Here is a 21,490-nt window from a genome sequence, read left to right on the forward strand (position 1 = left end):
TATCGCGAATTAACTTTTGCAAGCTCGACTGACGAAAACTTACACAATCACTAGGGTCAGACAAGGGTGCTCTTGATTTTAATTAACCTATTGATAAATAGGATTTTCCCTAAAAAGTCGAGAATGCGGGCAAACTAAGCTCAACCCGCGCCCCGACTCGCCTGTAGCAACTTTTATAACTCTCATGCACAAGGTTATCCACAGGAATAGTGGATAAGTCTCAGCGCGCCGCTTGGGCCGTGCGCTGACAAAAATAGACATTTAGCCTTTGGTGCCTCATTTGACGTTTTTTTAGTTATTTTTTTACACTTTTATTTCTTTATATATTCAGTTTTGACCTAGAAAAAGCCGCTCTTTTGGATTGCAAAATTGATATGTGCATCTCATCAGGATTTTTCTGCTCTCTCCTTGCCTTTTGCTTGCACCAAAACTTCCAGCCTCAGCACTGGCAAAGTGCACCTCGAATCCTCAACTTGTCCGATAACATTAATTTTGGTAATGCATTGGCACAGGGTAGGCCTGCCGCAGCCTCGCGGTGCCTGCTTCACAATCCTTTAAGACTTATCTTTTTAAACTTGGCCCAAGAGTTGCAGTATTAGTCCAAAGGGTTAGCTTTACAGATAATGTGCTGATTAATCTTATGCCCACTAATTCTCTATTTTTTAGCAACAGTGAATGCTTTTAAGGCGAAAAAACGTCAGTTTTAGCCGTTTAGCACTGCGGGATGGCCGTTTGTCACTTGTTAATGCTGTTTAAATGCGAGACTTAAACGGAATTTAATCCTGTGTTAACAGACTAACGGCATCGAAAAAATGTCAGAAATATGACAGGGGTTGTCAATGTTGTGTTCAACGGAACGCCGAACAAATGAGGAACAACTGATGCTAAGTGTAAAAGCGGTTAACCAGTTTTATGGTCAAAATCATATCCTGTGGGACATCAATCTCGAGCTTTACCGCGGCCAGTGCAACTGCCTGATAGGCCGTAATGGCGTCGGTAAAACGACGTTGGTTAACTGCATAATGGGCCATTTGCCGGTTAAAAGTGGCTCGATGATCTGGCATTCTGCTAACCAGGAGCCGCAAAACCTGCTGGCACTGCCGGTGGAAACACGCGCGCAGATGGGCATTGGCTACGTCCCTCAGGGACGGCAAATTTTCTCGCAGATGAGCGTCGACGAAAACCTGCAAATTGCGATGATGGCCAGCCGCAATAAAACGCGCCGCGTACCTTCTCAAGTCTATGACCTGTTTCCGTCGATGAAAGAGAAAGGGTCGCGTAAGGCCGGAGAGCTTGACGAGACGCAGCAACAGCAGCTGGCTATCAGCCGCGCGCTGGTGCAGGAGCCGGAGCTGCTTATTCTTGATGAGCCGACCGAGCACACCAGCGAGGCGATGGAAGCCAACATGGGCAATATTATCCACCGCCTCAACCGCGACCTCGGCCTGACGCTGCTACTTGTAGGCCACAAGCTGCCGTTTATTCGAAGCGTCGCCGACCGTTTCTGTCTGCTCGACGGCGGACGCAACGTCGCACAAGGTACGTTGGCCGACCTCGATGAGAATCTGGTGAAGACCTATCTCACAGTATGAAGCGGCTTACAGCAAGCACTCGAGCGACAAATAGCGACCAGGATCGTTGAATTGATGCTTTTGAAGATACGGGATCTCGCCCAACAGGGGCGCAGGCAACATACGTGTTAACGTTGCGAGATAGGCCTGATGATGCTGCCCCGTCTCCTCAACGTCATTGGCAATCCACCCGGCCAGCCGCAAACCACTTTGCGAGATAGCCTGTGCGGTCAGTACCGCGTGGTTGATACAGCCCAGCCGCATGCCGACCACCAGGATAACCGGCAGCCCTTCTTCTACCACCCAGTCAGCAAAGGTTTGCGAGGCATTGAGCGGCGTAAACCATCCCCCTGCTCCTTCGACCACGACCCAGTCCGCTAAAGGTTCAAGTTCACGCAATCCCTTCGATAGCACCTCAAACTCGATAGGTCGCCCTTCCAGTTCGCTGACGATGTGTGGCGAGGTCGGCTGCAGAAAAGTGCAAGGGTTAACCTGCGCGTAGTCCAGCGCGACGGAACTGTTGGCCTGTAATGCCAGCGCATCGCCGTTGCGGATGCCCTCTGGCGTCATTTCGCTGCCCGAGGCAACCGGTTTGTATCCGGCAGTGCTCATGCCTGCCGCTTTGGCTGCCTGCAAGAAGGCACAGGTAGCCACAGTTTTTCCGACTTCGGTGTCGGTGCCAGTGATAAACCAGCGCTTTTTATTCATGTTTTACTCTTTTTATTCTTTCTCACACTGGATAAGCCCATAGACCAGGCGATAGGTCAGTGGCAGCATCCCGTCGCGACGCACGTAGTGCTTGTCAAGCAAGGCCAGACGTTCTCGGCCGCCCAATCCCCCGAGCCTTCCGCCTTTAATGTGCGTCGCGCCGATGCCTTTTAGCGAACGCATCAGGCTCATCACGTCAGGAAACAGCGAGGTGTGCTGACTGAATTCGACGTGGTGGGTGTAAGGCGCACAGGCCTCGGCAATTTTATCCGGGGTGAGGAATTTGTTGACGTGTGGACGGCCGTCAACCTTCATCCAGGCCTGCGACAGTTCCAGCAGCGAATTTTCCGCCAGCGTCGAAAATAGCACGATGCCGCCCGGACGCGTCACCCGCACCATCTCCTCCAGCGCACGCGGCAGCGCATTGCACCACTGCACCGCCAGATTGCTAAAAGTGATATCGACGGAGTTGTCGGCAAGCGGCAGCCGTTCGATGTCGCCCGGCAGATAGACGTCGGCAGAGTTGAGCTCTCGGGCACGCGCCAGCATGCCTTCGGAGAGATCGAGTGCGGTGACATTCTTATTCAGTTCGCGCCAGCGGCGGCTGAAATAGCCAGTGCCGCAGCCTGCGTCGAGCACCTTTTCACCGAGCGTCGCGTCCTGTAAAGCGGCCATCGCCATCAGGGTATCGCCGCTCTGGCGCTGCAATTCAGCCGCGCCTTCATAACTGTGGGCCGCGCGACTGAACGCATCGGCGACCGCTTTTTTATTCACTAATTCCGTGACTGCACCCATTCAGGGACTCCAGCAAAATATCAATATCTTCGGGCTGATGGGCAGCCGTAAGGGTCAGGCGTAAACGCGCACTGCCGGGTGGAACGGTCGGCGGACGAATTGCGCTGACCCACATCCCACGTTCGCGCAGGCGCTCTGCCAACACCATCGCAGGCCGATTTTCCCCAACTATAAGGGGTTGAATAGCGCTCGAGGAGTCGGTTAACCGCAGACCCAGCTGCGCCGCACCCGTCCTGAAACGGGCAATGTTGGCCGCCAGTTTATCACGCAGGTCATCAGCTTGCTGAATACATGTCAGGGCAGCCTGAAGCGTACAGGCCTGCGCCGCGGGCATCGCGGTGCTGTAAATCAGATGACGCGCGAACTGCAACAAATAATCGGCGGTGGCATCGTCACACAGCACCGCGGCACCGCTACAGCCAAACGCCTTACCAAAAGTCAGCACCAGCAGTTCGGGTTTAACGCCCTGCTGCCAGCAACTGCCGCGCCCCTGCTCGCCAAGAACACCCACACCGTGGGCATCATCCACCATCAACCCACTGCCGTGGCGGCGAGTCAGGTGATGGAGTTCAGCCAGCGGTGCGGTGTCTCCGTCCATGCTGAAAACCCCCTCGGTTATGGTCAGGGTTTCACCCACCGCCGATTTTTCAAGCAGACGCGCCAGCGACGCCGGCTGATTGTGGGCAAAACGCCGCAGCTGCGCCGGAGACTGAACGGCCGCCTCAAGCAGTGAGGCGTGGCTCAGTTTATCGGCCAAAATCCGATCGTCGGCCTGCATCATCGCCGCGACGACCGCCTGATTGGCCGCGAATCCCGAGATAAACAGCAGCGCCCGCGGATAGCCCTGCCAGTCGGCCAACTGCTGTTCTAGCTCATGATGCGCGTGGGTAAAACCGGTCACGTGGCCCGACCCACCGCTACCGACGCCATAGCGCGCAGCCCCTTGCTGCCAGGCGGCAATCACCTCTTCGCGCTGCGACAGCCCCAGATAATCGTTGCCCGAGAAGTTAAGGTAGCGGCGGTCGTCGAGCGCTATCCAGCGGCCATTCCCCCCGGCATTAGGACGGCGCTGCCTGAACGCATCAGCCTGCCGGCGTTCGTCGAGAGCGGTTTGAATACGCGCAGACCAGGTCATCGTCCGTCAGACCGCGGCGTTGTAAAACATATCGCTGTCGGCGTGCATCAGCTGCGAACTCAACGCCTGCTGCTGCTCTTGGTCGCCCATTTCGGTGGCAAAGTTCTGAGGATTAAGCCCCAGTTTGCCGAATAGAATCAGATCTTTGTCTTCCGCAGGGTTCGGCGTGGTCAGCAGTTTACAGCCGTAGAAAATCGAGTTGGCACCGGCCATGAAGCACATTGCCTGCGTCTGCTCGCTCATCTGCTCACGCCCCGCCGAAAGACGCACGTAGGAGCGCGGCATCATGATGCGTGCTACGGCGATAGTGCGAATAAAATCAAAAGGATCGACGTCGTCGTTGTCGGCCAGCGGCGTGCCTTTGACCTTGACCAGCATGTTGATTGGCACGCTTTCCGGTGGGACCGGAAGGTTCGCCAACTGCATCAGCAGGCCGGCGCGGTCCTTGACCGTCTCTCCCAACCCAACGATGCCGCCCGAGCAGACTTTGATGCCCGCACCGCGCACCTCCTCGAGCGTATCCAAACGCTCCTGGTAGCTGCGAGTGGTGATGATACTGCCGTAGAACTCTGGTGAGGTGTCGAGGTTATGGTTATAAAAATCCAGCCCCGCCGAGGCCAGACGCTGCGCCTGGGTGGTATTCAGCGTACCCAGCGTCATGCAGGTCTCCATGCCTAGCTCCTTCACGCCCTGCACCATCTGCTCAAGATAGGGCATATCGCGATCGTGAGGATTCTTCCAGGCGGCGCCCATGCAAAAACGCGTCGAACCCGCCGCTTTGGCCTGCCGCGCAGACTCCAGCACCTGCTCGACCTGCATCAAACGTTCGGATTCAAGCCCGGTCTTGTAGCGCGAACTCTGCGGACAATATTTGCAGTCTTCCGGGCAGGCTCCGGTCTTAATCGACAGCAGTGTACTGACCTGAACCTGACGTGGGTCAAAGTGCTGGCGGTGGATCTGCTGCGCTTCAAACATCAGTTCCAGAAAAGGTTTTTCGAATAAGGCTTGAGTTTGCTCATAGTTCCAACGAGTGCGGGCTGTCATAAGACATCTCCAAAAGTAATGATATACCGTAAACCATTTTTGATTTATTTTAGTTTACGGTCAACGTAATATTTTATTTTTGGTTTACGACTTAAGTACACCCCCGACGACAGGAACTCTTCATGACACCGGCCGACCTCGAATTTGATCAACGCCATATCTGGCATCCGTACACCTCCATGACCCGCCCGCTGCCGACCTATCCGGTCGAGTCCGCCGAGGGGGTGATGCTGCATCTGGCAGACGGGCGACAATTGGTTGACGGCATGTCATCGTGGTGGGCGGCCATTCACGGCTACAACCATCCGCGACTCAACAAGGCGGCGATTGAACAGATTGGCAAGATGTCGCACGTGATGTTTGGCGGCATTACCCATCCGTCGGCTATCGCGCTGGCAAAGCAGCTGGTCGACATGACGCCCGAGGCGTTGGAGTGCGTATTTTTAGCGGACTCTGGGTCGGTGGCGGTCGAGGTCGCGTTAAAGATGGCGATGCAATACTGGCAGGCGCGCGGCGAAAAACGCCAGAAGATACTGACCCTGCGCCACGGTTATCATGGCGATACGTTTGGCGCGATGGCGGTGTGTGACCCGCAAAATTCGATGCACAGCCTGTATCAGGGTTATCTGCCCGAACATCTGTTTGCTCCCGCGCCGCAGAGCTGCTTTGAGGGAGAGTGGGATCCGCAGGAGATAGCGCCGTTCGCTGCCCTGCTGGCGGAACATCGTCGCGAAATTGCCGCGGTTATCCTCGAGCCGGTGGTTCAGGGCGCGGGCGGCATGCGCATCTATCATCCGCAATACCTGCATCAGGTGCGCGCACTGTGCGACGAGTTTGGCGTACTGCTGATTGCCGACGAGATTGCCACCGGTTTTGGCCGTACCGGCAAGCTGTTTGCCTGTGAACATGCCGGGATCGCGCCGGATATTTTATGCCTCGGCAAAGCGCTGACCGGCGGCTACATGACGCTGTCGGCCACGCTGACGACACGTGAAGTGGCCAACATCATCAGCAACGGTGAGGCGGGATGCTTTATGCACGGCCCGACGTTTATGGGCAATCCGCTGGCCTGCGCCGTCGCCAGCGCGAGTCTGTCGCTGCTCGCCGAAAACCGCTGGCCGCAGCAGGTGGCGGCCATTGAAGCACAGCTGAAGCACGAACTTACGCCACTTGGGGCGCATCCGGCAGTGGCCGACGTGCGCGTGCTGGGCGCAATTGGCGTGGTTGAGATGCGTCAACCGGTCGATATGGCGCGGCTGCAACAGCATTTTGTCGCCGAAGGGGTATGGATTCGCCCGTTCGGCAAACTGATTTACCTGATGCCGCCTTACGTCATCGACAGAGAACAGCTCAGCCGACTGACTCAGGCTATCGCCCGCGCGCTGACGACGCTTTATTGATTAAGCGCCTGTCCTTACCAACTGGCGCGATGCTGCCAGCAGTGCATCGAGTCTGGCCCGGCTGTGCTGCGCTTCCTGATTGAGAAAATCGATGGCAACGCGCAGCGCCGGGCTCGGATTGTCGGGATAAAGCAGCTGATAGGTCGCCCCGCTCGCCACGCACAGGGTAAAGGGGGCTATCACCCGCTGCGCCTGCAGATCGTCTTCGATCAGCGTTAAATCGCCGATGGCCACGCCATAGCCCTGCAATGCCGAGTTGATGGCCAAGTCTAGCGTATCGAAATGCTGCGATTTACTCGACGGCAGCGTCTGCGCACCGGCCGTTTTTAGCCACAGCAGCCAGTCGCGGCGATCGCGGGTCGGATGTAAAAGCGTTTGATCCGCGAGATCCGTGACTCGCGCCTCTTTCTGCCTGACTGGCAACAGGCTCGGCACGCAAACCGGCGTCAGCACCTCGTCAAACAGGTGCATCGCATGCAGCGAACTCTCCACCGGCCGCCCAAACACCACCGCGGCATCAAAATGTTCACGGCTAAAATCCACCCCGTGTGCCACCGAAGCGGTCAGTTCAATTTGCATGTCCGGCCTGTCGTTTTGCAGCTTGATAACACGCGGCAGCAGCCAGCGCATCGAACAGGTCGGGCACTTGATGCGCAGCGTATCGGGATGGCCCGCCACCCGCTGTAGCGCCTCTCCCATCTGCGTCATTGCCAGCCGGATGGGGGGCAGCAACTGTGCACCGCGCGGTGTCAGGGTCAAGCCTCTGGCCTGACGTACAAACAACGGATATCCCAGATGCGACTCCAGGCCGGTAATCTGACGGCTCACCGCGCCCTGGGTAATGTGCAGGAGCTCGGCGGCGCGCGTGAGATTCATGGTTTGCGCGACAACGACAAAGGTTTTCAGCAAATTTAGCGGAGGGAGATTCGGCACTAAAGAGGATGAAGACGCGGGCATAAAATCAAGGGGTGAACTCATCGTGATACGGCTCCAGCTATGACCTCAGATCATGGCAAGTATGACAAACTTTCCATTGTCGGCCCAGCGAAACTGTTGCTTAATCGAGTCATACTTATACGCCCTTTCGCCCCGCCTCACAGGAGTTTGCATGAAAAGCGCCATGTCCCCGCAGTCGAAATTACCTGACGTCGGTACCACTATTTTCACCGTGATTGGCCAGTTAAGTGCAGAGCATAACGCCCTGAACCTGTCTCAGGGTGCGCCCAATTTTTCTTGCCAGCCTTCGCTGATAGACGCCGTCGCGAAATCGATGCGCGCAGGCCAGAACCAATATGCGCCAATGAGCGGTGTGGCAGCTTTGCGCCGTGCGCTCTCGGCCAAGGTAGAAGCGCTGTACGGCTGTCATTACGACGCCGACAGTGAAGTCACCGTAATTGCCAGCGCCAGTGAAGGTATTTATTCGGCCATTAGCGCACTGGTGCATCCAGGCGATGAGGTCATCTATTTTGAACCGGCTTTCGACAGCTACTCGCCGATCGTCCGTTTACAGGGCGCGAAACCGGTACCTGTCCGCCTGTCGATGGACGATTTCAGCATCGACTGGGACGAGGTCGCGAGTGTTATCAACAGCCGCACGCGGATGATCATCATCAATAGCCCGCACAATCCGACCGGCGCGATTTTCACCCAGCATGACATTGACCGCCTGACTGCGCTGACCCGCAACACCGATATCGTCATCCTCTCTGATGAGGTTTATGAACACGTGGTCTTTGACGGCGAATGTCACGAGAGCATGGCGCGTCACCCTGAGCTCGCCGAGCGCAGCGTTATCGTATCGTCGTTCGGTAAAACCTATCACGTCACCGGCTGGCGCGTGGGGTACACACTGGCACCGGAAGCGCTGATGGACGAAATCCGTAAGGTGCACCAGTTTATGGTCTTCACCGCCGATACGCCGATGCAATACGCCTTCGCCGAAGCGCTGGCAGACCCGCAAAGTTATTTGGGTCTGGCTGATTTTTATCAGCAAAAACGTGATTTACTGGTCAAAGCGATGCACGGCTCGCGCTTTGAACTGCTTCCAACGCGCGGTAGCTTCTTTATGCTCGCCCGATTCAACCACTTCAGCCCGCTTAGCGATGATGAGTTCGTGCTGAAATTGATTCGCGATCATCAGGTTTCGAGCATTCCACTGTCGGCATTTTACAGTGACAATAAGCCTACAGGGTTGATTCGACTCAGCTTTGCGAAAGATGATGAAACACTTTATGAAGGCGCGCGCCGTCTTTCTGGCGTTTGAAATACCTATCCTGGAGCCATAAAAATGCATAAATTGAAAAGTTTGCTGCTGTTGAGTTGTGCCCTAGCGTCGTTTTCAACGATGGCGGCAAACGACACCATCAAGTTTGGTCTTGAGGCGCAATATCCGCCGTTCGAGTCCAAATCCCCCAGCGGTGAACTGCAAGGCTTTGATATCGACCTGGGCAAAGCGGTCTGTGCCGCAGCCAACGCCAAGTGCGAATGGAGCGAAACCTCTTTCGACGGGCTTATCCCAGCGCTCAAAGCGCGCAAGTTCGATGCCATCAACTCTGCGATGAACGCCACCGATAAACGCCGTGAGGCGATTGATTTCTCAGACGTTATCTACCGTATTCCTACCAAGCTTATCGCTAAAACCGGTTCAGGCCTGTTGCCGGACGCTGCCTCGCTGAAAGGCAAGCACATTGGCGTGCTGCAAGGCTCGATTCAGGAAACCTACGCCCAGGCACATTGGGCGCCCAAAGGGGTAGACGTGGTGTCGTATCAGGATCAGAATCAGGTTTACCTTGATCTGACTTCCGGCCGCCTCGACGGGACATTGGTCATGGCCGCCGCGGGTCAGTCTGGCTTCCTTGACCGTCCGGACGGCAAAGGCTTTAGCTTCGTTGGCGACAGCGTAGACGACGACAAAATCCTCGGCAGCGGCATCGCTTTTGGCCTGCGCAAAGGCGACACCGCCAATAAAGAGCGTCTCGACAAGGCGATTGCCAAAATCAAACAGGACGGCACCGTTAAACAGCTCGCCAAAAAATACTTTGGCGATATCGACGTAACGCCAAAATAATTCTGCCTGCATTTTTTTCCCGCCGCCTGTTCCCCGGCGGCGGGAGATATCTCCTTGCCAACAAAGCTTTTATTATTATCTATTAACAAAACAAGTCCTCTGATTTCTGTACCTTAACGCTTCCCCCCTGTTACTGTTCCCTTACGATACCGCCTGGCGTCCTATACTTGTTCCCGGTGGAAGTCTTTTTAAATCTTAAGGAGTCAGCATGTCACAGAATTCAACCGTTAATCGCCGCTTCGTTTTAGCCTCACGTCCGAAAGGAGCGCCGGTGGCGGAAAACTTCCGTCTGGAAGAAACCGACCTGCCAAAACCTGCCGATGGCCAGCTGCTGCTGCGCACTGTTTATCTGTCGCTTGACCCGTACATGCGCGGACGCATGAGCGATGCCCCCTCTTATGCTCCGCCGGTTGCCCTCGGTGACGTGATGGTTGGAGGTGCGGTTTCACGCGTCGTCGAGTCAAAAGATGCCCATTTCAAACCGGGTGACTGGGTGGTCGCAGGGAGCGGCTGGCAGGACTACGCCGTCGTTGATGCCAAACTGGCCAGAAAGCTCGAAGGCGATGCGTTGAAACACCCTTCACTGGCGCTCGGCGTGCTCGGGATGCCGGGTTTCACGGCCTATATGGGTCTGCTGGATATCGGCGAGCCAAAGGCCGGTGAAACCGTCGTCGTGGCGGCCGCGACCGGCCCGGTAGGGTCATTGGTTGGGCAAATTGCTAAACTTAAAGGCTGTAAGGTCGTGGGCATCGCCGGCGGTGAAGAGAAATGCCGTTATGCGGTCGAGCATTTTGGTTTTGACGAATGTCTGGATCACCGTGCCGCCAACCTCGGTCAGCGCCTAAAAGAAGCCTGTCCGCGCGGCATCGACGTCTATTTTGAAAACGTGGGCGGGGCGGTGTTTGACGCGGTACTGCCGCTGCTCAACACCAAGGCGCGCGTCCCGCTGTGCGGCGTGGTGTCACAGTATAATGCTCAGGAACTGCCAAAGGGTGAGGACCGTCTGACGCTACTGACCACCGCAATCCTGAAGAAACGCCTGCGCATTCAGGGTTTCATTATTTTCGATGACTATGGCCACCGTTATCCAGAATTTGCCAAACAGATGAGTGAATGGTTCGCAGCGGACAAGATAAAGTTCCGTGAACACATCGTCCAGGGATTGGAAAATGCACCAGCCTCTTTAAACGACGTGCTGGAGGGTAAAAACTTCGGCAAGCTGGTGATACAGGTAGGTAAGGAAGCGGAATAATTTGATTGGGAATTATTCCCCGACATTATTGGAGATAAGTTTATGAAACTATTAATAGTCTTGACGTCTCACGATAAATTGGGTGATACCGGTAAGAAAACCGGATTCTGGCTTGAGGAGTTCACTTCTCCCTATTACGAGTTCCTGGACGCGGGCGCGGATATCGTGCTCGCGTCGCCGAAGGGCGGCCAGCCACCGCTTGACCCGAAAAGCGACGAGCCTGACGCCCAGACAGAAACCACCGAACGGTTCCGTCAGGATAAAGAGGCACAGAAACGGCTGGCGGAAACACGCAAGCTCAGCGAGATCAATGCCGACGATTTTGACGCCGTTTTCTATCCGGGAGGCCACGGACCGCTGTGGGATCTGGCGGAGGACGAGCATTCCATCAAGCTTATCGAGGCATTCTGGCGCGCCGACAAACCGGTCGCCGCCGTGTGCCACGCGCCGGGCGTTTTCCGACACGTTGAAATCGACGATATTCCGCTGGTCAAAGACAAGCACGTCACCGGCTTTAGCAACAGTGAAGAAGAGGCGGTGCAGTTGACCGAGGTCGTCCCCTTCCTGGTCGAAGACGATCTGAAGAAGAATGGCGGTGAATACAGCAAGGCCGCGGACTGGCGTCCTTATGTGATAGTCGACGGCAGGCTGATTACCGGACAAAATCCGGCGTCTTCCGCCGGCGTTGCTCAGGCATTGCTGAAAATGCTAGGCTCGGACTGAGAATTTATAACAACAAATGAGGGTGTTATGGCTTTTACAGTAAAAAGTACCGATCTTAAAGACGGCGACAAGATGCCGAACGGCCAGGTGTTCAACGGTATGGGCTATGAGGGCAACAACCTGTCTCCTCAGCTGAGCTGGGACAACCCTCCGGCTGGCACCAAAAGTTTCGCCATCACCTGCTATGATCCGGATGCACCAACCGGTTCCGGCTGGTGGCACTGGGGTGTGGCCAATCTGCCCGCGGATCTGCGCTCTCTGCCGACCGGTGCCGGTTCAGGCAAAGGGGGACTGCCGGCAGGTGCCGTGCAAACGCGCACCGACTTTGGCAAGGCGGGATACGGCGGCGCAGCACCGCCACAGGGCGAGCATCACCGTTACCAGTTCACCGTTTATGCGCTCGACGTTGACCAACTTGACGTCAGCGAAGAGTCCAGCGGTGCCTATCTGGGCTTTAACCTGCACTTCCATACGCTGGCAAAAGCCTCTTTAACGGTGATTTTCAGCTAATTACTGCGCTTTTTGTATACACAATAAATATTTCTTAATGATAAAATCGGCTTTGTGATAAAAAGCCGCATGTTTTTATCCGAAAGATTTGTAAGCTACGAAACCAGTACTTCAAAAAATCGGTATTTAATCCAGATTTTGAATTGATAAGTGGTCAGCCGAGCTGGCCGCTTTTTTTGTGCATCAAGGAGTCAGAGACTGTGAAAATTTCCACCCTGTCGCGTGCCAGCGCTGTTTTGTCTGCCACATTGGTTCTAGCTGCCTGTAGCCACAGCCAGGAAAACCTGTCCACACAGGCTGCACCGGGTACCGCGGCTCTGCCTGTTCTTAGCGCTGATGAAGCGGCCCACTTCACCGAGAAGTCCTACCTGGCCTTCGGTGGTCCTTCCGTTGAGGTTCAGCAGGACGGCTGGCATCCGTCTCTGGCGAAAACCGATGGCGTGAATACCCCTTACATCGTTGGCCCTAAAAAAGGCAACGATGGCGCAACTTATACCACCGTACAACAGGCGGTAGATGCCGCACTGGCGCAGCATAACCACGGCGAGCGCGTATTTATCAAGGTTCTGCCGGGCACCTACAGCGGCGCCATTTATATCCCTGCCGGTTCCCCACCTGTCAGCCTGTTTGGTGCAGGCGAGAGCGCGGATCAGGTTGTGCTGCAGCTGGGTCTGGAAGCCAGCGTTGCTCCCGCAGATTACCGCAAGACCGTTAGCCCAAACGGTGAATTCCTGCCGGGCGACCGCGCATGGTACATGTTCAACCAATGTGGCAATCCGCAGAACGCCAGCATCGGCGTGAGCTGTTCCGCGACACTGTGGTCACAGGGTAATGGCCTCCAGCTGCAAAACCTGACCATCGCCAACAGCCTGCAGGACACCACCGACGCAGGCGAACACCCTGCCGTGGCGCTGCGCGTTGACGGTGACCAGACGCTGCTCGACAACGTGCACGTACTGGGCCGTGAAAACACCCTGCTGGTCAACACCAGCGACGTGAATAATCAGACCGTGAACAACCGCTATAGCCGCGTCTACGTGCACAATAGCCTGATTGAAGGCGACGTGGACTATGTCACCGGCCAAGCTAACGCCGTGTTCGATCACGTTGAATTCCATACCCTTTCAAGCCGTGGCGTGAAGCAGGCCAGCATCTTTGCTCCGATAACCCCGGCCAACGTGCCTTACGGTTATTTGGTCATCGACAGTAACCTGACCGGCGACAAAGGCTTCAGCGGCCAGGGCGCGGCGCAGAAAGCGCTGCTCGGTCGCTCAGTTGACCTGGGCGTCGATAAAGGGGGCTACGCACCGGGCCAGACGCCAAACGGCCAGTTGGTCATCCGCGACAGCCAAATTGACGGCAGCTACAACCTGCAACAGCCTTGGGGCGATGCGGCCTACTCCGAGCGTCCGTTCAGCGGCAACGTTGCGCCTAATCGTGACCTTAACGACACCGGCTTCAACCGCCTGTGGCAGTACAATAATGTGTTCGCTGGCGCAAAATAACGCCTGACCCCGTCGATTGACGGACTGAAAATAAAAACGCCAGGCTGATTAAGCTCTGGCGTTTTTTTATGCGCTTTTCAGGCGGTAACGATTAGTGATGCAGCTCGATAATGGTGACCCACATCGCGCCTTTGCCCACCGGATAGGTGTTCAGTCGGCTCAGTTTGCCGGTAGCCTGGTCGATGCGCGCCACTTCAATCTCATCAGATTTCTGACCGGCGGTAATCACGAATTTACCGCTGTTATCGATATTGAAACCGCGTGGCTGGGTCTGGGTCGGATGATGTCCCACCAGCGAGATCTCGCTGCCGTCCTCAGAAACTTTCATGATGGCCAGTAGGCTTGAGGTGCGCTCGGAGGCGTACAGGTATTTACCGTCAGGAGTGATGTGAATGTCTGCGGTCCAGCGATCGCCCGTGAAATCGGCAGGAATAATATCCAGCGTCTGCACGGCATGGTACTCGCCGCGGGTTACGTCTTTCTGATACACGTCCACGGTGCCGTTCAGCTCATTGGCGGTGTAGGCAAAATGCTGGTTCGGGTGGAACGCCATATGACGCGGACCCGCGCCCGCTGCGGTGGTCAGTTGAACCGGGTTGTGCGGGGTCGCTTTACCGTCCAGCGCGAAATCATAGAGACGAATGTGGTCCTCTTTCAGCGCAGGGATCATCAGCAGCTGATTGGTCGGGCTAATATTGGCCGAGTGTGGAGCCTCAAGGTTTTCCAACACCTGCTGGTGGTCCAGCGCCACGCCGTCTTTACCGATCGGATGGATGCTGACGTTGTTGTAGCTGTAGGAGGCGCTAAAGACGAAACGTCCCTGCAAGTCGATGCCCAGATGGGTCGGGCTGCCAGGCAGCGGTGCCATGCCGGCCTGCTCCAGCTTGCCGTCGTGGCCGATATGATAGGTCAGAATTGCAAACTCAGGGCGAATGCCCACGTACAGATGGCGAGAATCCGGCGACGCCACCATCGGCTGCACCTGCCCTGGGACTTCAACCGTTTGCAGCAGCGACAGCTCTCCGTCGTCATGCAGGTTAAAGGCGTGGATCTGCTGGCTGTCCGGGCTGGCAACATAAACGACTTGTTTCATCATATCTCCTTATTAAAGCTGAAATAGGGTTCGTTATTGTAAGTGCGCTGTTCATCAGCATAGCCTATTACTGTGCCAAGGCATTAGCGCCGGATGCGAGGTTTTAACATTTAGATTTAAGGTGTAACATCAATAGCCTTAATTTTATCCACCGACAATCTGCTGGAACCGCTCATGACTTATCGCGTTATCGCGCTCGATCTCGACGGCACGCTGCTTGACCGTCAAAAACGTATTCTTCCTGAATCCCTCGCCGCGCTAGCCGATGCGCGGGCCGCTGGGGTTAAAGTGGTTATCGCGACCGGCCGTCATCACGTGGCTATCAAGTCGTTTCATCATGAGCTAGGACTCGATACCGCGGCCATCTGCTGTAATGGAACCTATCTGTATGATTTTCAGGATAAAAAGGTAATCAGTTCGGATCCACTGGATAAAGCTAAAGCCAAGAAAGTCGTCGACCTGCTCGAGTTTTACGGCATCCACGGCCTGCTGTATGTCGATGATGCCATGCTTTACCAGCAGCCTAACGGCCACGTCGAGCGCTCGATTGCCTGGGGCAAAACGCTGCCTGAGGGCCTCCGTCCAACCCTCATTCAGGTCAACAGCCTGCGCGACGCCGCCGACGAAGCGAACTCCCTGTGGAAATTCGCCACCTCGCACCACGACCTCGATGCGCTGCACGCCTTTGCGCAGCAGGCCGAGCAAGAGCTTGGGCTGGCCTGTGAATGGTCATGGCACGACCAGGTTGACGTCGCCAAGGGCGGCAACAGCAAAGGACGTCGTCTGCAGGAGTGGGTAGAGTCGCAGGGGATGAGCATGTCCGACGTTATCGCCTTCGGTGACAACTATAACGACCTGAGCATGTTGGAAAATGTCGGTTTAGGTGTAGCGATGGGCAATGCCGATGAGGCTATCAAAGCCCGCGCGGGCCTGGTTATTGCCGATAACGAACAACCCGGTATCGCCGAGGTGATTCGCAGCAAGGTGCTTTGAATAAACAAAGCCCGCGATATTGAGAGCGGGCTATTCACCGGTTGTCGTCCATAAAACGCTCGCATCAATCAGCGCCAAGTTTCATTTTAAAAACGGCTTGTTCACCCTCGACTCAGCGACACGCTTTTGATTTGTGCAAACACGCGTTGTCCAGGGTGGATGCCTAGTTCATCGCGCGCCCACGGGGTAATTTTAGCCCACAGTATGTGGCCGCCGACGGAAAGTTTGACGTCTATCGCCTGCGGGTTCTCCAGCAGCTCCTCGACCACGGCCGGCAATACGTTGCGAATGCTGCTGTTTCCGGGCGTGGGTTGCAGCACCAGCGAGACATCGGCGGCCTGCACTCGAATACGCATAGCCGTGCCTGACGGCACCTCAACGCGGTTGATCCACAGCTTCTCATCACCCAGCGCCAGCGCGGTCATGGCGTAATGCGGATGCGGCTCCATCACCTTCACATTCAATACGCTGCTTTGCTCTTCGCGCCGTAGCCACGGACGCATCACGCTGCTGGACCACACCTCTTCGACGTCACCAAAGGCCAGCACCTTGCCCTGCTCGAGTATCAGGACTTTCTCGGCCAGACTCAGGATCTCGTCCAGACTGTGGGTAACATAGAGAATAGGAATGTTCACCTGCTGCGCCAGCCGCTCCAGATAGGGCATCAGTTCGCGCTTGCGCGGCAGGTCCAGCGCCGCTAAAGGTTCATCCATCAACAACAGCTCAGGACCGCTCAACAATGCGCGTCCGAGAGCCACCCGCTGCTTTTCACCGCCCGAGAGCGTCAAAGGATAGCGATCGAGCAGAGATTCGACGCCGAGCAGTTGAATGATACTCTCGAACTGCTCACGCATCGCGGGCACCATGCCGTACTGCAGATTGCCGCGCACCTTGTAGTGCGGAAACAGCCGTGCGTCCTGAAACACGTAGCCGATACGCCGTTTTTCGGGCGGAAGAAAAACGGCCTTTGACGAGGCATCTCCCCCCTTAGACAGCACGCGGTTATTCAAGGTGATTACGCCGCAGTCGGGACGGGTCAACCCCGCTATGGCATTAATTAATGAGGTTTTTCCGGCGCCGGAAAGGCCAAAGATAGCGGTAATGCCGCGCTCGGGCAGGTCAACCTTTACCTCGAGCGACAAGTCACCAAGCCGTTGGGCAAAATCCAATTTGAGCATCAGCCCCCCAGACGCTTACGGCTGTGCCGCGCAAGCAGGTCCGAAATCAGCAATGCCGCCAGCGACAGCAGTATTGCCAGTACGCAGAGGCGCGCGGCCGCCCCCTCTGCACCCGGAGTTTGAATCAGGGTGTACATCGCCAACGGGATAGTGCGCGTTTCACCGGGGATATTGGACACAAAGGTGATGGTCGCGCCAAATTCACCCAGTGAACGAGCAAACGCCAGCACCACGCCGACGATAATTCCGGGCAGCGACAGCGGCAGTGTGAGGGTAAAAAACACCTTGAGCGGCGAGGCACCGAGCGTTCTTGCCGCCTGCTCGAGACGAGTATCAATCGCCTCGAGAGACTGGCGAATCGCACGCACCATCAAGGGAAAGGCCATCACCGCCGAGGCAAGCACCGCCCCTTTCCAGCTAAAACTGACGCTGAAGCCAAACCAGTCATACAGCCACGCGCCTAGCCACCCTTTACGTCCCATCACCACCAGCAGCAAATAGCCGATGACCACCGGGGGTAACACCAACGGCAGATGGATCACGCTGTCGAGCAGTGATTTACCGGGGAAACGGCAGCGGACGAGGATCCAGGCCATCAGGATCCCCAGCGGCAGGCTCAGCACCACGGCAAGGCTGGACACCTTGATGCTTAGCATCACTGCCTGCCATTCATAGTCGCTTAGTATCATCCGCGCGGCGTAAATCCATACTGTTTGAATACCGCGCTGGCGGCAGGCGTTTTCAGGTAGTCATAGAAGGCGGTGAGCGCCGCACTCTCGTGGCCTTTTACCACCGCCATCGGATATTCGACCGGCTTGTGGCTGGACTCAGGGAACACGCCGACAACTTTTACCTTGCTGCTGGCGACGGCGTCAGAGCCGTAGACAATGCCCAAAGGGGCCTCCTGACGCTCCACCAGCGCCAACGCGCCGCGTACGTCACTGGCCGGAGCGAGTGTTGGTTCGACGGCGCTCCAGGCACCCAAGTTTTGCAACGCCTCTTTAGCGTAAATTCCCGCGGGCACGTGTGCAGGGTCACCGACGGCCAAACGACCGCCGTTGAGCAATGAAAGCCACGGCGTCTGCTTGTTGATATCAATTTTTTGCTGTTTACCGTCAGCGGCGGCGACCAACACCAGGTCGTTGCCGAGCAAGGTGTAGCGGGTGTTATTTACCATCAGCTGTTTGCCGATAGCGTAATCCATCCACTGCTGGTCAGCGGAAATAAACAGGTCAGCGGGAGCGCCCTGCTCTATCTGTTTGGCTAGCGTCGACGATGAGGCAAAGGAAGAAACAATCTGCACCTCCTTGCCCTGCTGATACTGCTCGGCAATTTTTTGCAGCGCGTTCGTTAGCGAAGCGGCAGCAAACACGGTGATTTTCTCCGCCGCCTGCGCCTGAGTGAATACACCGGCAACCAGCACGGCTGCCACCCAACCTTTACCCAGAGTAATACGCATCGAGTCTTTCCTTATTGTTTTATTGGATAACCGCTGTATAGGGTTCAATATAACGTGGAAATACGCAGTAACATAAATCTTCAGACCTAAATTGATGCAAAAAAAGCCCGGCGCGAAGGCCAGGCATTTTGATCAGTGAAAGTTAAGCGAGCTAAGGGGCTACGCTTTTGGTTCGCTGCGCGACTCTTTCGGATGACCAATTTTAGAAATAAGATTGAACAGCTCACCCATGCCGTAAATCAGCCCAAGTACGATGGCGATAAAAATAGGCACCATGATCGCCGCGAAAAGCAAACTTTCAAGTAATTCCAACATGCTGGCCTCTCCCTGCTGTTTATCACGCCGTAAGGCGAATGCAAAAAACTGTTACTAATCTTAACAGTGAAATGGGGTAATTACTTTAGCTTTTCACCGCCTCCTTTTCGAATCCTGCTCTTAACACAGTTTGAGAAATCACGCCGATGGGCGACAATAGCGCCTATTGTCAGGTCATGCCTCGTACCATGACTTTTGCTCACGCCAAGGTTGGACTCCTATTTATGCAAGCTGAAATCCTGTTAACCCTGAAACTGCAACAGCGCATTTTTGCCGATCCGCGTCGTATCGAATTATTGAAGCAGGTTAAGGTGACCGGCTCGATAAGTCAGGGCGCCAAACTGGCCGGGGTCAGCTACAAAAGTGCCTGGGATGCGATTAATGAGATGAATCAGCTGGCGGATGAGACGCTGGTTGAACGCAATACTGGCGGCAAAGGCGGCGGCGGCGCGCAGTTGACCCGCTACGGCGAGAGGTTGATTCAGCTCTATGACCTGCTGGCACAAATCCAGCAAAAGGCTTTTGACGTGCTTAAAGATGATGGCCTGCCGCTCGACAGTTTGCTGGCGGCCATCTCGCGTTTCTCACTGCAAACCAGCGCACGCAACCAACTTTTTGGCACCGTTATCGAACGCGATAACGAAGAGGTTCAGCAGCATATCAACGTATTGCTTGCCGATGGAAAGACGCGGATTCGTGCCGCCCTCACCCAGCAAAGCGCCGATCGCCTGAGCCTGGTGCCGGGCAAAGAGATCCTCGCGTTAATCAAGGCACCCTGGATAACGCTGAGCTATCAGTCGACGAATACCGATAACGCACTTGCCGGGAAAGTACAGAGTATTCAACAAGGTCATGACAACAGCGAGGTTTTGATTGCGTTACAGGCCGGTGAGATTTTATGCGCCACCGTAGCCAGTGCACAGATTGCCGAACTGAAGCTCAAAGAAGGTGCTGAGGTGTTTGCGCAGTTCGACGCGGACAAGGTGATCGTCGCCACACTTTGCTAATAATTTATAATATTCAGGATCTTGCATTTTCAGCGCTGACAGTTTGCAGAATTGTCAATTGACTTGGGCCGGTGATGCGCTTATCCCTGAAATTCTTAAAAGTCTCTTTAGATAAGAATTTCCGGGCAGGTCACCACGCGCCGCCCCAAGTGATAAGCAGGCAGGAGCAAGATGTCATCATTAAATATTTCACAGGCCATTTTCCGTCTTGGCGATAAGCGCACTCTGGCACTTTCCGAGTTGACGCTGCGCCAGGGGGAGTCCTGGGCGTTTGTTGGCTCCAACGGCAGCGGAAAGTCTGCGCTGGCGCGAGCAATTGCCGGTGATTTAGTGCTGCTGGAAGGCACACGCCATAGCGAGTTTTCTAACGGGGTTCGCCTGTCGTTCGAACAGCTGCAAAAACTGGTTGCCGACGAGTGGCAGCGCAACAATACGGATATGCTCAGCGCCGACGAAGACGATACCGGTCGTACCACCGCTGAAATCATTCAGGAGCAGGTGCATGATGCGGCGCGCTGCGAGGCTTTGGCTACGCAATTCGGTATCGCTCATCTGCTGACGCGACGCTTCAAATATCTCTCAACCGGCGAAACCCGCAAGACGCTGCTTTGTCAGGTGCTAATGCAACAGCCGGACCTGCTGGTGTTAGATGAACCTTTCGACGGGCTAGACGTGAAAGCGCGTGAACAACTGGCGGACACCTTGGCCGAGTTGGCGGGCAAGGGTCAGACGATGGTGCTGGTATTAAACCGTTTCGACGATATTCCTGCCTTTGTTCAGCACGTTGGCGTACTGGCTGACTGCACACTGGCCTCGGTTGGCCCCCGCGAGCAGGTGCTTTCTGACGCCCTGGTCGCACAGCTGGCACACAGCGAAACGCTGAGCGGCCTTCAGCTTCCCGAAAGTGAAGATCCGACGCAAAACGTCTCGCCTCCACGCGACCAGCCGCTGATTGTGCTGCGCAACGGCGTGGTGCAATACAATGATAAGCCTATTTTGCACGGTCTGACGTGGCAGGTTGACCCCGGCCAGCACTGGCAGATTGTCGGGCAAAACGGCGCAGGCAAATCGACGTTGTTGAGTCTGATAACCGGCGATCACGCGCAGGGCTACAGCAACGATTTAACGCTGTTTGGCCGCCGTCGCGGCAGCGGCGAGACCATCTGGGATATCAAGCGGCACATCGGTTACGTCAGCAGCAGCCTGCATCTCGACTACCGCGTAAGCTCGAACGTGCGCAACGTTATTTTGTCGGGATTCTTTGATTCAATTGGTATTTATCAGGCGGTGTCGGACAGACAGCAGCAGTTGACGACGCAATGGCTTGAACTGCTCGGCCTCGGCGGACGCACGGCTGACACGCCGTTCCACAGCTTGTCCTGGGGCCAACAGCGTTTGGCGCTGATCGCTCGTGCGCTGGTGAAGCATCCTGCGCTGCTGATTCTCGACGAGCCTTTACAGGGTCTCGACCCCATCAACCGCCAGCTGGTGCGTCGCTTCATCGACGTCCTGATCGGTGAAGGGAAAACTCAGCTGCTGTTCGTCTCGCACCACGCCGAGGACGCCCCGCAGTGCATCACTCACCGACTGAGTTTTGTGCCTGAGGGAGAGATTTATGGCTATCAGATTGACACACTGCCGGCGGCACGCTCGGTATAACTGAAACTCTCTATTCTCGTCGATGGGCGGCCGCCCATCGACCTTGCTTTAGCAGCCCAGACGCAACCTAAAGCTT

Annotated in this window: 21 protein-coding genes; 11 read left to right on the forward strand and 10 right to left on the reverse strand. The window is 55.7% G+C overall.

Annotated elements, in window-relative coordinates:
* The first annotated feature begins 881 nt into the window (after nucleotides 1–881).
* The gene (locus tag O1V65_RS12970) at nucleotides 882–1,592 is read left to right on the forward strand and encodes an ABC transporter ATP-binding protein (protein WP_017492455.1); all 711 of its coding nucleotides are present in this window, start codon (nucleotides 882–884) and stop codon (nucleotides 1,590–1,592) included.
* A 6-nt stretch (nucleotides 1,593–1,598) separates the two neighbouring features.
* On the opposite strand, the gene bioD is transcribed toward O1V65_RS12970, so the two are convergent.
* The 4 genes from bioD to bioB are packed head-to-tail and all read right to left on the reverse strand — an operon-like array spanning nucleotide 1,599 to nucleotide 5,253.
* Nucleotides 1,599–2,279 (reverse strand): dethiobiotin synthase, encoded by a 681-nt coding sequence (gene bioD, locus O1V65_RS12975; RefSeq protein WP_017492456.1) that lies wholly within the window; start codon nucleotides 2,277–2,279, stop codon nucleotides 1,599–1,601.
* A gap of 12 nt (nucleotides 2,280–2,291) precedes the next feature.
* Nucleotides 2,292–3,074, reverse strand: coding sequence for a malonyl-ACP O-methyltransferase BioC (gene bioC / locus O1V65_RS12980; RefSeq protein ID WP_084911596.1), 783 nt, complete (start codon nucleotides 3,072–3,074; stop codon nucleotides 2,292–2,294).
* Nucleotides 3,046–4,209: an 8-amino-7-oxononanoate synthase gene (bioF, locus tag O1V65_RS12985; protein WP_084911598.1), complete on the reverse strand. Its 1,164-nt coding sequence runs from the start codon at nucleotides 4,207–4,209 to the stop codon at nucleotides 3,046–3,048. The genes bioC and bioF overlap by 29 nt, the downstream gene beginning before the upstream one ends.
* Nucleotides 4,210–4,215: 6 nt before the next feature.
* A complete protein-coding gene (bioB, locus tag O1V65_RS12990; protein WP_017492459.1) occupies nucleotides 4,216–5,253 on the reverse strand; it encodes a biotin synthase BioB in 1,038 nt (345 codons plus the stop codon).
* Nucleotides 5,254–5,375: 122 nt separating this feature from the next.
* On the opposite strand from bioB, the gene bioA reads away from it, so the two are divergent.
* Entirely contained in the window at nucleotides 5,376–6,653 is a 1,278-nt protein-coding gene (bioA, locus tag O1V65_RS12995) for an adenosylmethionine--8-amino-7-oxononanoate transaminase (protein WP_165428956.1), read from the forward strand.
* Here bioA and O1V65_RS13000 read toward each other — a convergent pair whose 3' ends face one another.
* Complete coding sequence (locus tag O1V65_RS13000) at nucleotides 6,654–7,631, reverse strand: LysR substrate-binding domain-containing protein (RefSeq protein ID WP_269129776.1); 978 nt, start codon at nucleotides 7,629–7,631, stop codon at nucleotides 6,654–6,656.
* Between the two features lie 130 nt (nucleotides 7,632–7,761).
* Here O1V65_RS13000 and O1V65_RS13005 point away from each other — a divergent pair, with 130 nt between their 5' ends.
* From O1V65_RS13005 to O1V65_RS13030, 6 genes are all read left to right on the forward strand, one after another.
* Nucleotides 7,762–8,916, forward strand: coding sequence for a methionine aminotransferase (locus O1V65_RS13005; RefSeq protein WP_084911600.1), 1,155 nt, complete (start codon nucleotides 7,762–7,764; stop codon nucleotides 8,914–8,916).
* 24 nt (nucleotides 8,917–8,940) lie between these two features.
* Nucleotides 8,941–9,720 carry an ABC transporter substrate-binding protein gene (locus O1V65_RS13010; RefSeq protein ID WP_084911603.1) on the forward strand — a complete coding sequence of 260 codons (780 nt, stop codon included), beginning with the start codon at nucleotides 8,941–8,943 and terminating at the stop codon, nucleotides 9,718–9,720.
* A 208-nt stretch (nucleotides 9,721–9,928) separates the two neighbouring features.
* A complete protein-coding gene (locus tag O1V65_RS13015) occupies nucleotides 9,929–10,972 on the forward strand; it encodes an NADP-dependent oxidoreductase (protein ID WP_084911605.1) in 1,044 nt (347 codons plus the stop codon).
* A 42-nt stretch (nucleotides 10,973–11,014) separates the two neighbouring features.
* Nucleotides 11,015–11,695 carry a type 1 glutamine amidotransferase domain-containing protein gene (locus tag O1V65_RS13020; RefSeq protein ID WP_017492979.1) on the forward strand — a complete coding sequence of 227 codons (681 nt, stop codon included), beginning with the start codon at nucleotides 11,015–11,017 and terminating at the stop codon, nucleotides 11,693–11,695.
* A 27-nt stretch (nucleotides 11,696–11,722) separates the two neighbouring features.
* On the forward strand, nucleotides 11,723–12,205 hold the full coding sequence (locus O1V65_RS13025) for a kinase inhibitor (protein WP_084911607.1): 483 nt from the start codon (nucleotides 11,723–11,725) through the stop codon (nucleotides 12,203–12,205).
* A gap of 200 nt (nucleotides 12,206–12,405) precedes the next feature.
* Nucleotides 12,406–13,710: a putative acyl-CoA thioester hydrolase gene (locus tag O1V65_RS13030; RefSeq protein WP_269129777.1), complete on the forward strand. Its 1,305-nt coding sequence runs from the start codon at nucleotides 12,406–12,408 to the stop codon at nucleotides 13,708–13,710.
* A gap of 91 nt (nucleotides 13,711–13,801) precedes the next feature.
* Here O1V65_RS13030 and pgl read toward each other — a convergent pair whose 3' ends face one another.
* Nucleotides 13,802–14,803: a 6-phosphogluconolactonase gene (gene pgl / locus O1V65_RS13035; protein WP_017492982.1), complete on the reverse strand. Its 1,002-nt coding sequence runs from the start codon at nucleotides 14,801–14,803 to the stop codon at nucleotides 13,802–13,804.
* 174 nt (nucleotides 14,804–14,977) lie between these two features.
* On the opposite strand from pgl, the gene O1V65_RS13040 reads away from it, so the two are divergent.
* Nucleotides 14,978–15,796, forward strand: coding sequence for a pyridoxal phosphatase (locus O1V65_RS13040; protein ID WP_227952672.1), 819 nt, complete (start codon nucleotides 14,978–14,980; stop codon nucleotides 15,794–15,796).
* Between the two features lie 101 nt (nucleotides 15,797–15,897).
* Here O1V65_RS13040 and modC read toward each other — a convergent pair whose 3' ends face one another.
* The 4 genes from modC to O1V65_RS13060 form a co-directional block, all read right to left on the reverse strand.
* Nucleotides 15,898–16,974, reverse strand: a complete 1,077-nt coding sequence (gene modC, locus O1V65_RS13045; protein WP_269129778.1) for a molybdenum ABC transporter ATP-binding protein ModC — start codon at nucleotides 16,972–16,974, stop codon at nucleotides 15,898–15,900.
* Nucleotides 16,974–17,663 (reverse strand): molybdate ABC transporter permease subunit, encoded by a 690-nt coding sequence (modB, locus tag O1V65_RS13050; RefSeq protein ID WP_017492985.1) that lies wholly within the window; start codon nucleotides 17,661–17,663, stop codon nucleotides 16,974–16,976. Before modB ends, modC begins: the two co-directional genes overlap by 1 nt.
* Nucleotides 17,660–18,433, reverse strand: coding sequence for a molybdate ABC transporter substrate-binding protein (gene modA, locus O1V65_RS13055; protein ID WP_017492986.1), 774 nt, complete (start codon nucleotides 18,431–18,433; stop codon nucleotides 17,660–17,662). The genes modB and modA overlap by 4 nt, the downstream gene beginning before the upstream one ends.
* A 159-nt stretch (nucleotides 18,434–18,592) precedes the next feature.
* A complete protein-coding gene (locus tag O1V65_RS13060) occupies nucleotides 18,593–18,748 on the reverse strand; it encodes an AcrZ family multidrug efflux pump-associated protein (RefSeq protein WP_017492987.1) in 156 nt (51 codons plus the stop codon).
* Nucleotides 18,749–18,972: 224 nt separating this feature from the next.
* Between O1V65_RS13060 and modE the strand changes: the two genes are divergently transcribed.
* Both modE and modF read left to right on the forward strand, forming a co-directional pair.
* Nucleotides 18,973–19,755 carry a molybdenum-dependent transcriptional regulator gene (gene modE / locus O1V65_RS13065; RefSeq protein WP_026110684.1) on the forward strand — a complete coding sequence of 261 codons (783 nt, stop codon included), beginning with the start codon at nucleotides 18,973–18,975 and terminating at the stop codon, nucleotides 19,753–19,755.
* Between the two features lie 171 nt (nucleotides 19,756–19,926).
* Nucleotides 19,927–21,414, forward strand: coding sequence for a molybdate ABC transporter ATP-binding protein ModF (modF, locus tag O1V65_RS13070; RefSeq protein WP_017492989.1), 1,488 nt, complete (start codon nucleotides 19,927–19,929; stop codon nucleotides 21,412–21,414).
* The last annotated feature ends 76 nt before the right edge of the window (nucleotides 21,415–21,490 follow it).

This window comes from Rouxiella badensis (assembly GCF_026967515.2).
GTDB lineage: Bacteria > Pseudomonadota > Gammaproteobacteria > Enterobacterales > Enterobacteriaceae > Rouxiella > Rouxiella badensis.

Coding starts and splice junctions, on each gene's coding strand:
- O1V65_RS13000 (WP_269129776.1), bottom strand. CDS start 7,631: ATGAGTTCACCCCTTGATTTTATGCCCGCGTCTTCATCCTCTTTAGTG.
- bioB (WP_017492459.1), bottom strand. CDS start 5,253: ATGACAGCCCGCACTCGTTGGAACTATGAGCAAACTCAAGCCTTATTC.
- bioF (WP_084911598.1), bottom strand. CDS start 4,209: ATGACCTGGTCTGCGCGTATTCAAACCGCTCTCGACGAACGCCGGCAG.
- bioC (WP_084911596.1), bottom strand. CDS start 3,074: ATGGGTGCAGTCACGGAATTAGTGAATAAAAAAGCGGTCGCCGATGCG.
- modC (WP_269129778.1), bottom strand. CDS start 16,974: ATGCTCAAATTGGATTTTGCCCAACGGCTTGGTGACTTGTCGCTCGAG.
- O1V65_RS13020 (WP_017492979.1), top strand. CDS start 11,015: ATGAAACTATTAATAGTCTTGACGTCTCACGATAAATTGGGTGATACC.
- O1V65_RS13005 (WP_084911600.1), top strand. CDS start 7,762: ATGAAAAGCGCCATGTCCCCGCAGTCGAAATTACCTGACGTCGGTACC.
- modF (WP_017492989.1), top strand. CDS start 19,927: ATGTCATCATTAAATATTTCACAGGCCATTTTCCGTCTTGGCGATAAG.
- O1V65_RS13010 (WP_084911603.1), top strand. CDS start 8,941: ATGCATAAATTGAAAAGTTTGCTGCTGTTGAGTTGTGCCCTAGCGTCG.
- O1V65_RS13040 (WP_227952672.1), top strand. CDS start 14,978: ATGACTTATCGCGTTATCGCGCTCGATCTCGACGGCACGCTGCTTGAC.
- O1V65_RS13025 (WP_084911607.1), top strand. CDS start 11,723: ATGGCTTTTACAGTAAAAAGTACCGATCTTAAAGACGGCGACAAGATG.
- O1V65_RS12970 (WP_017492455.1), top strand. CDS start 882: ATGCTAAGTGTAAAAGCGGTTAACCAGTTTTATGGTCAAAATCATATC.
- O1V65_RS13060 (WP_017492987.1), bottom strand. CDS start 18,748: ATGTTGGAATTACTTGAAAGTTTGCTTTTCGCGGCGATCATGGTGCCT.
- modE (WP_026110684.1), top strand. CDS start 18,973: ATGCAAGCTGAAATCCTGTTAACCCTGAAACTGCAACAGCGCATTTTT.
- bioD (WP_017492456.1), bottom strand. CDS start 2,279: ATGAATAAAAAGCGCTGGTTTATCACTGGCACCGACACCGAAGTCGGA.
- modA (WP_017492986.1), bottom strand. CDS start 18,433: ATGCGTATTACTCTGGGTAAAGGTTGGGTGGCAGCCGTGCTGGTTGCC.
- pgl (WP_017492982.1), bottom strand. CDS start 14,803: ATGAAACAAGTCGTTTATGTTGCCAGCCCGGACAGCCAGCAGATCCAC.
- modB (WP_017492985.1), bottom strand. CDS start 17,663: ATGATACTAAGCGACTATGAATGGCAGGCAGTGATGCTAAGCATCAAG.
- bioA (WP_165428956.1), top strand. CDS start 5,376: ATGACACCGGCCGACCTCGAATTTGATCAACGCCATATCTGGCATCCG.
- O1V65_RS13015 (WP_084911605.1), top strand. CDS start 9,929: ATGTCACAGAATTCAACCGTTAATCGCCGCTTCGTTTTAGCCTCACGT.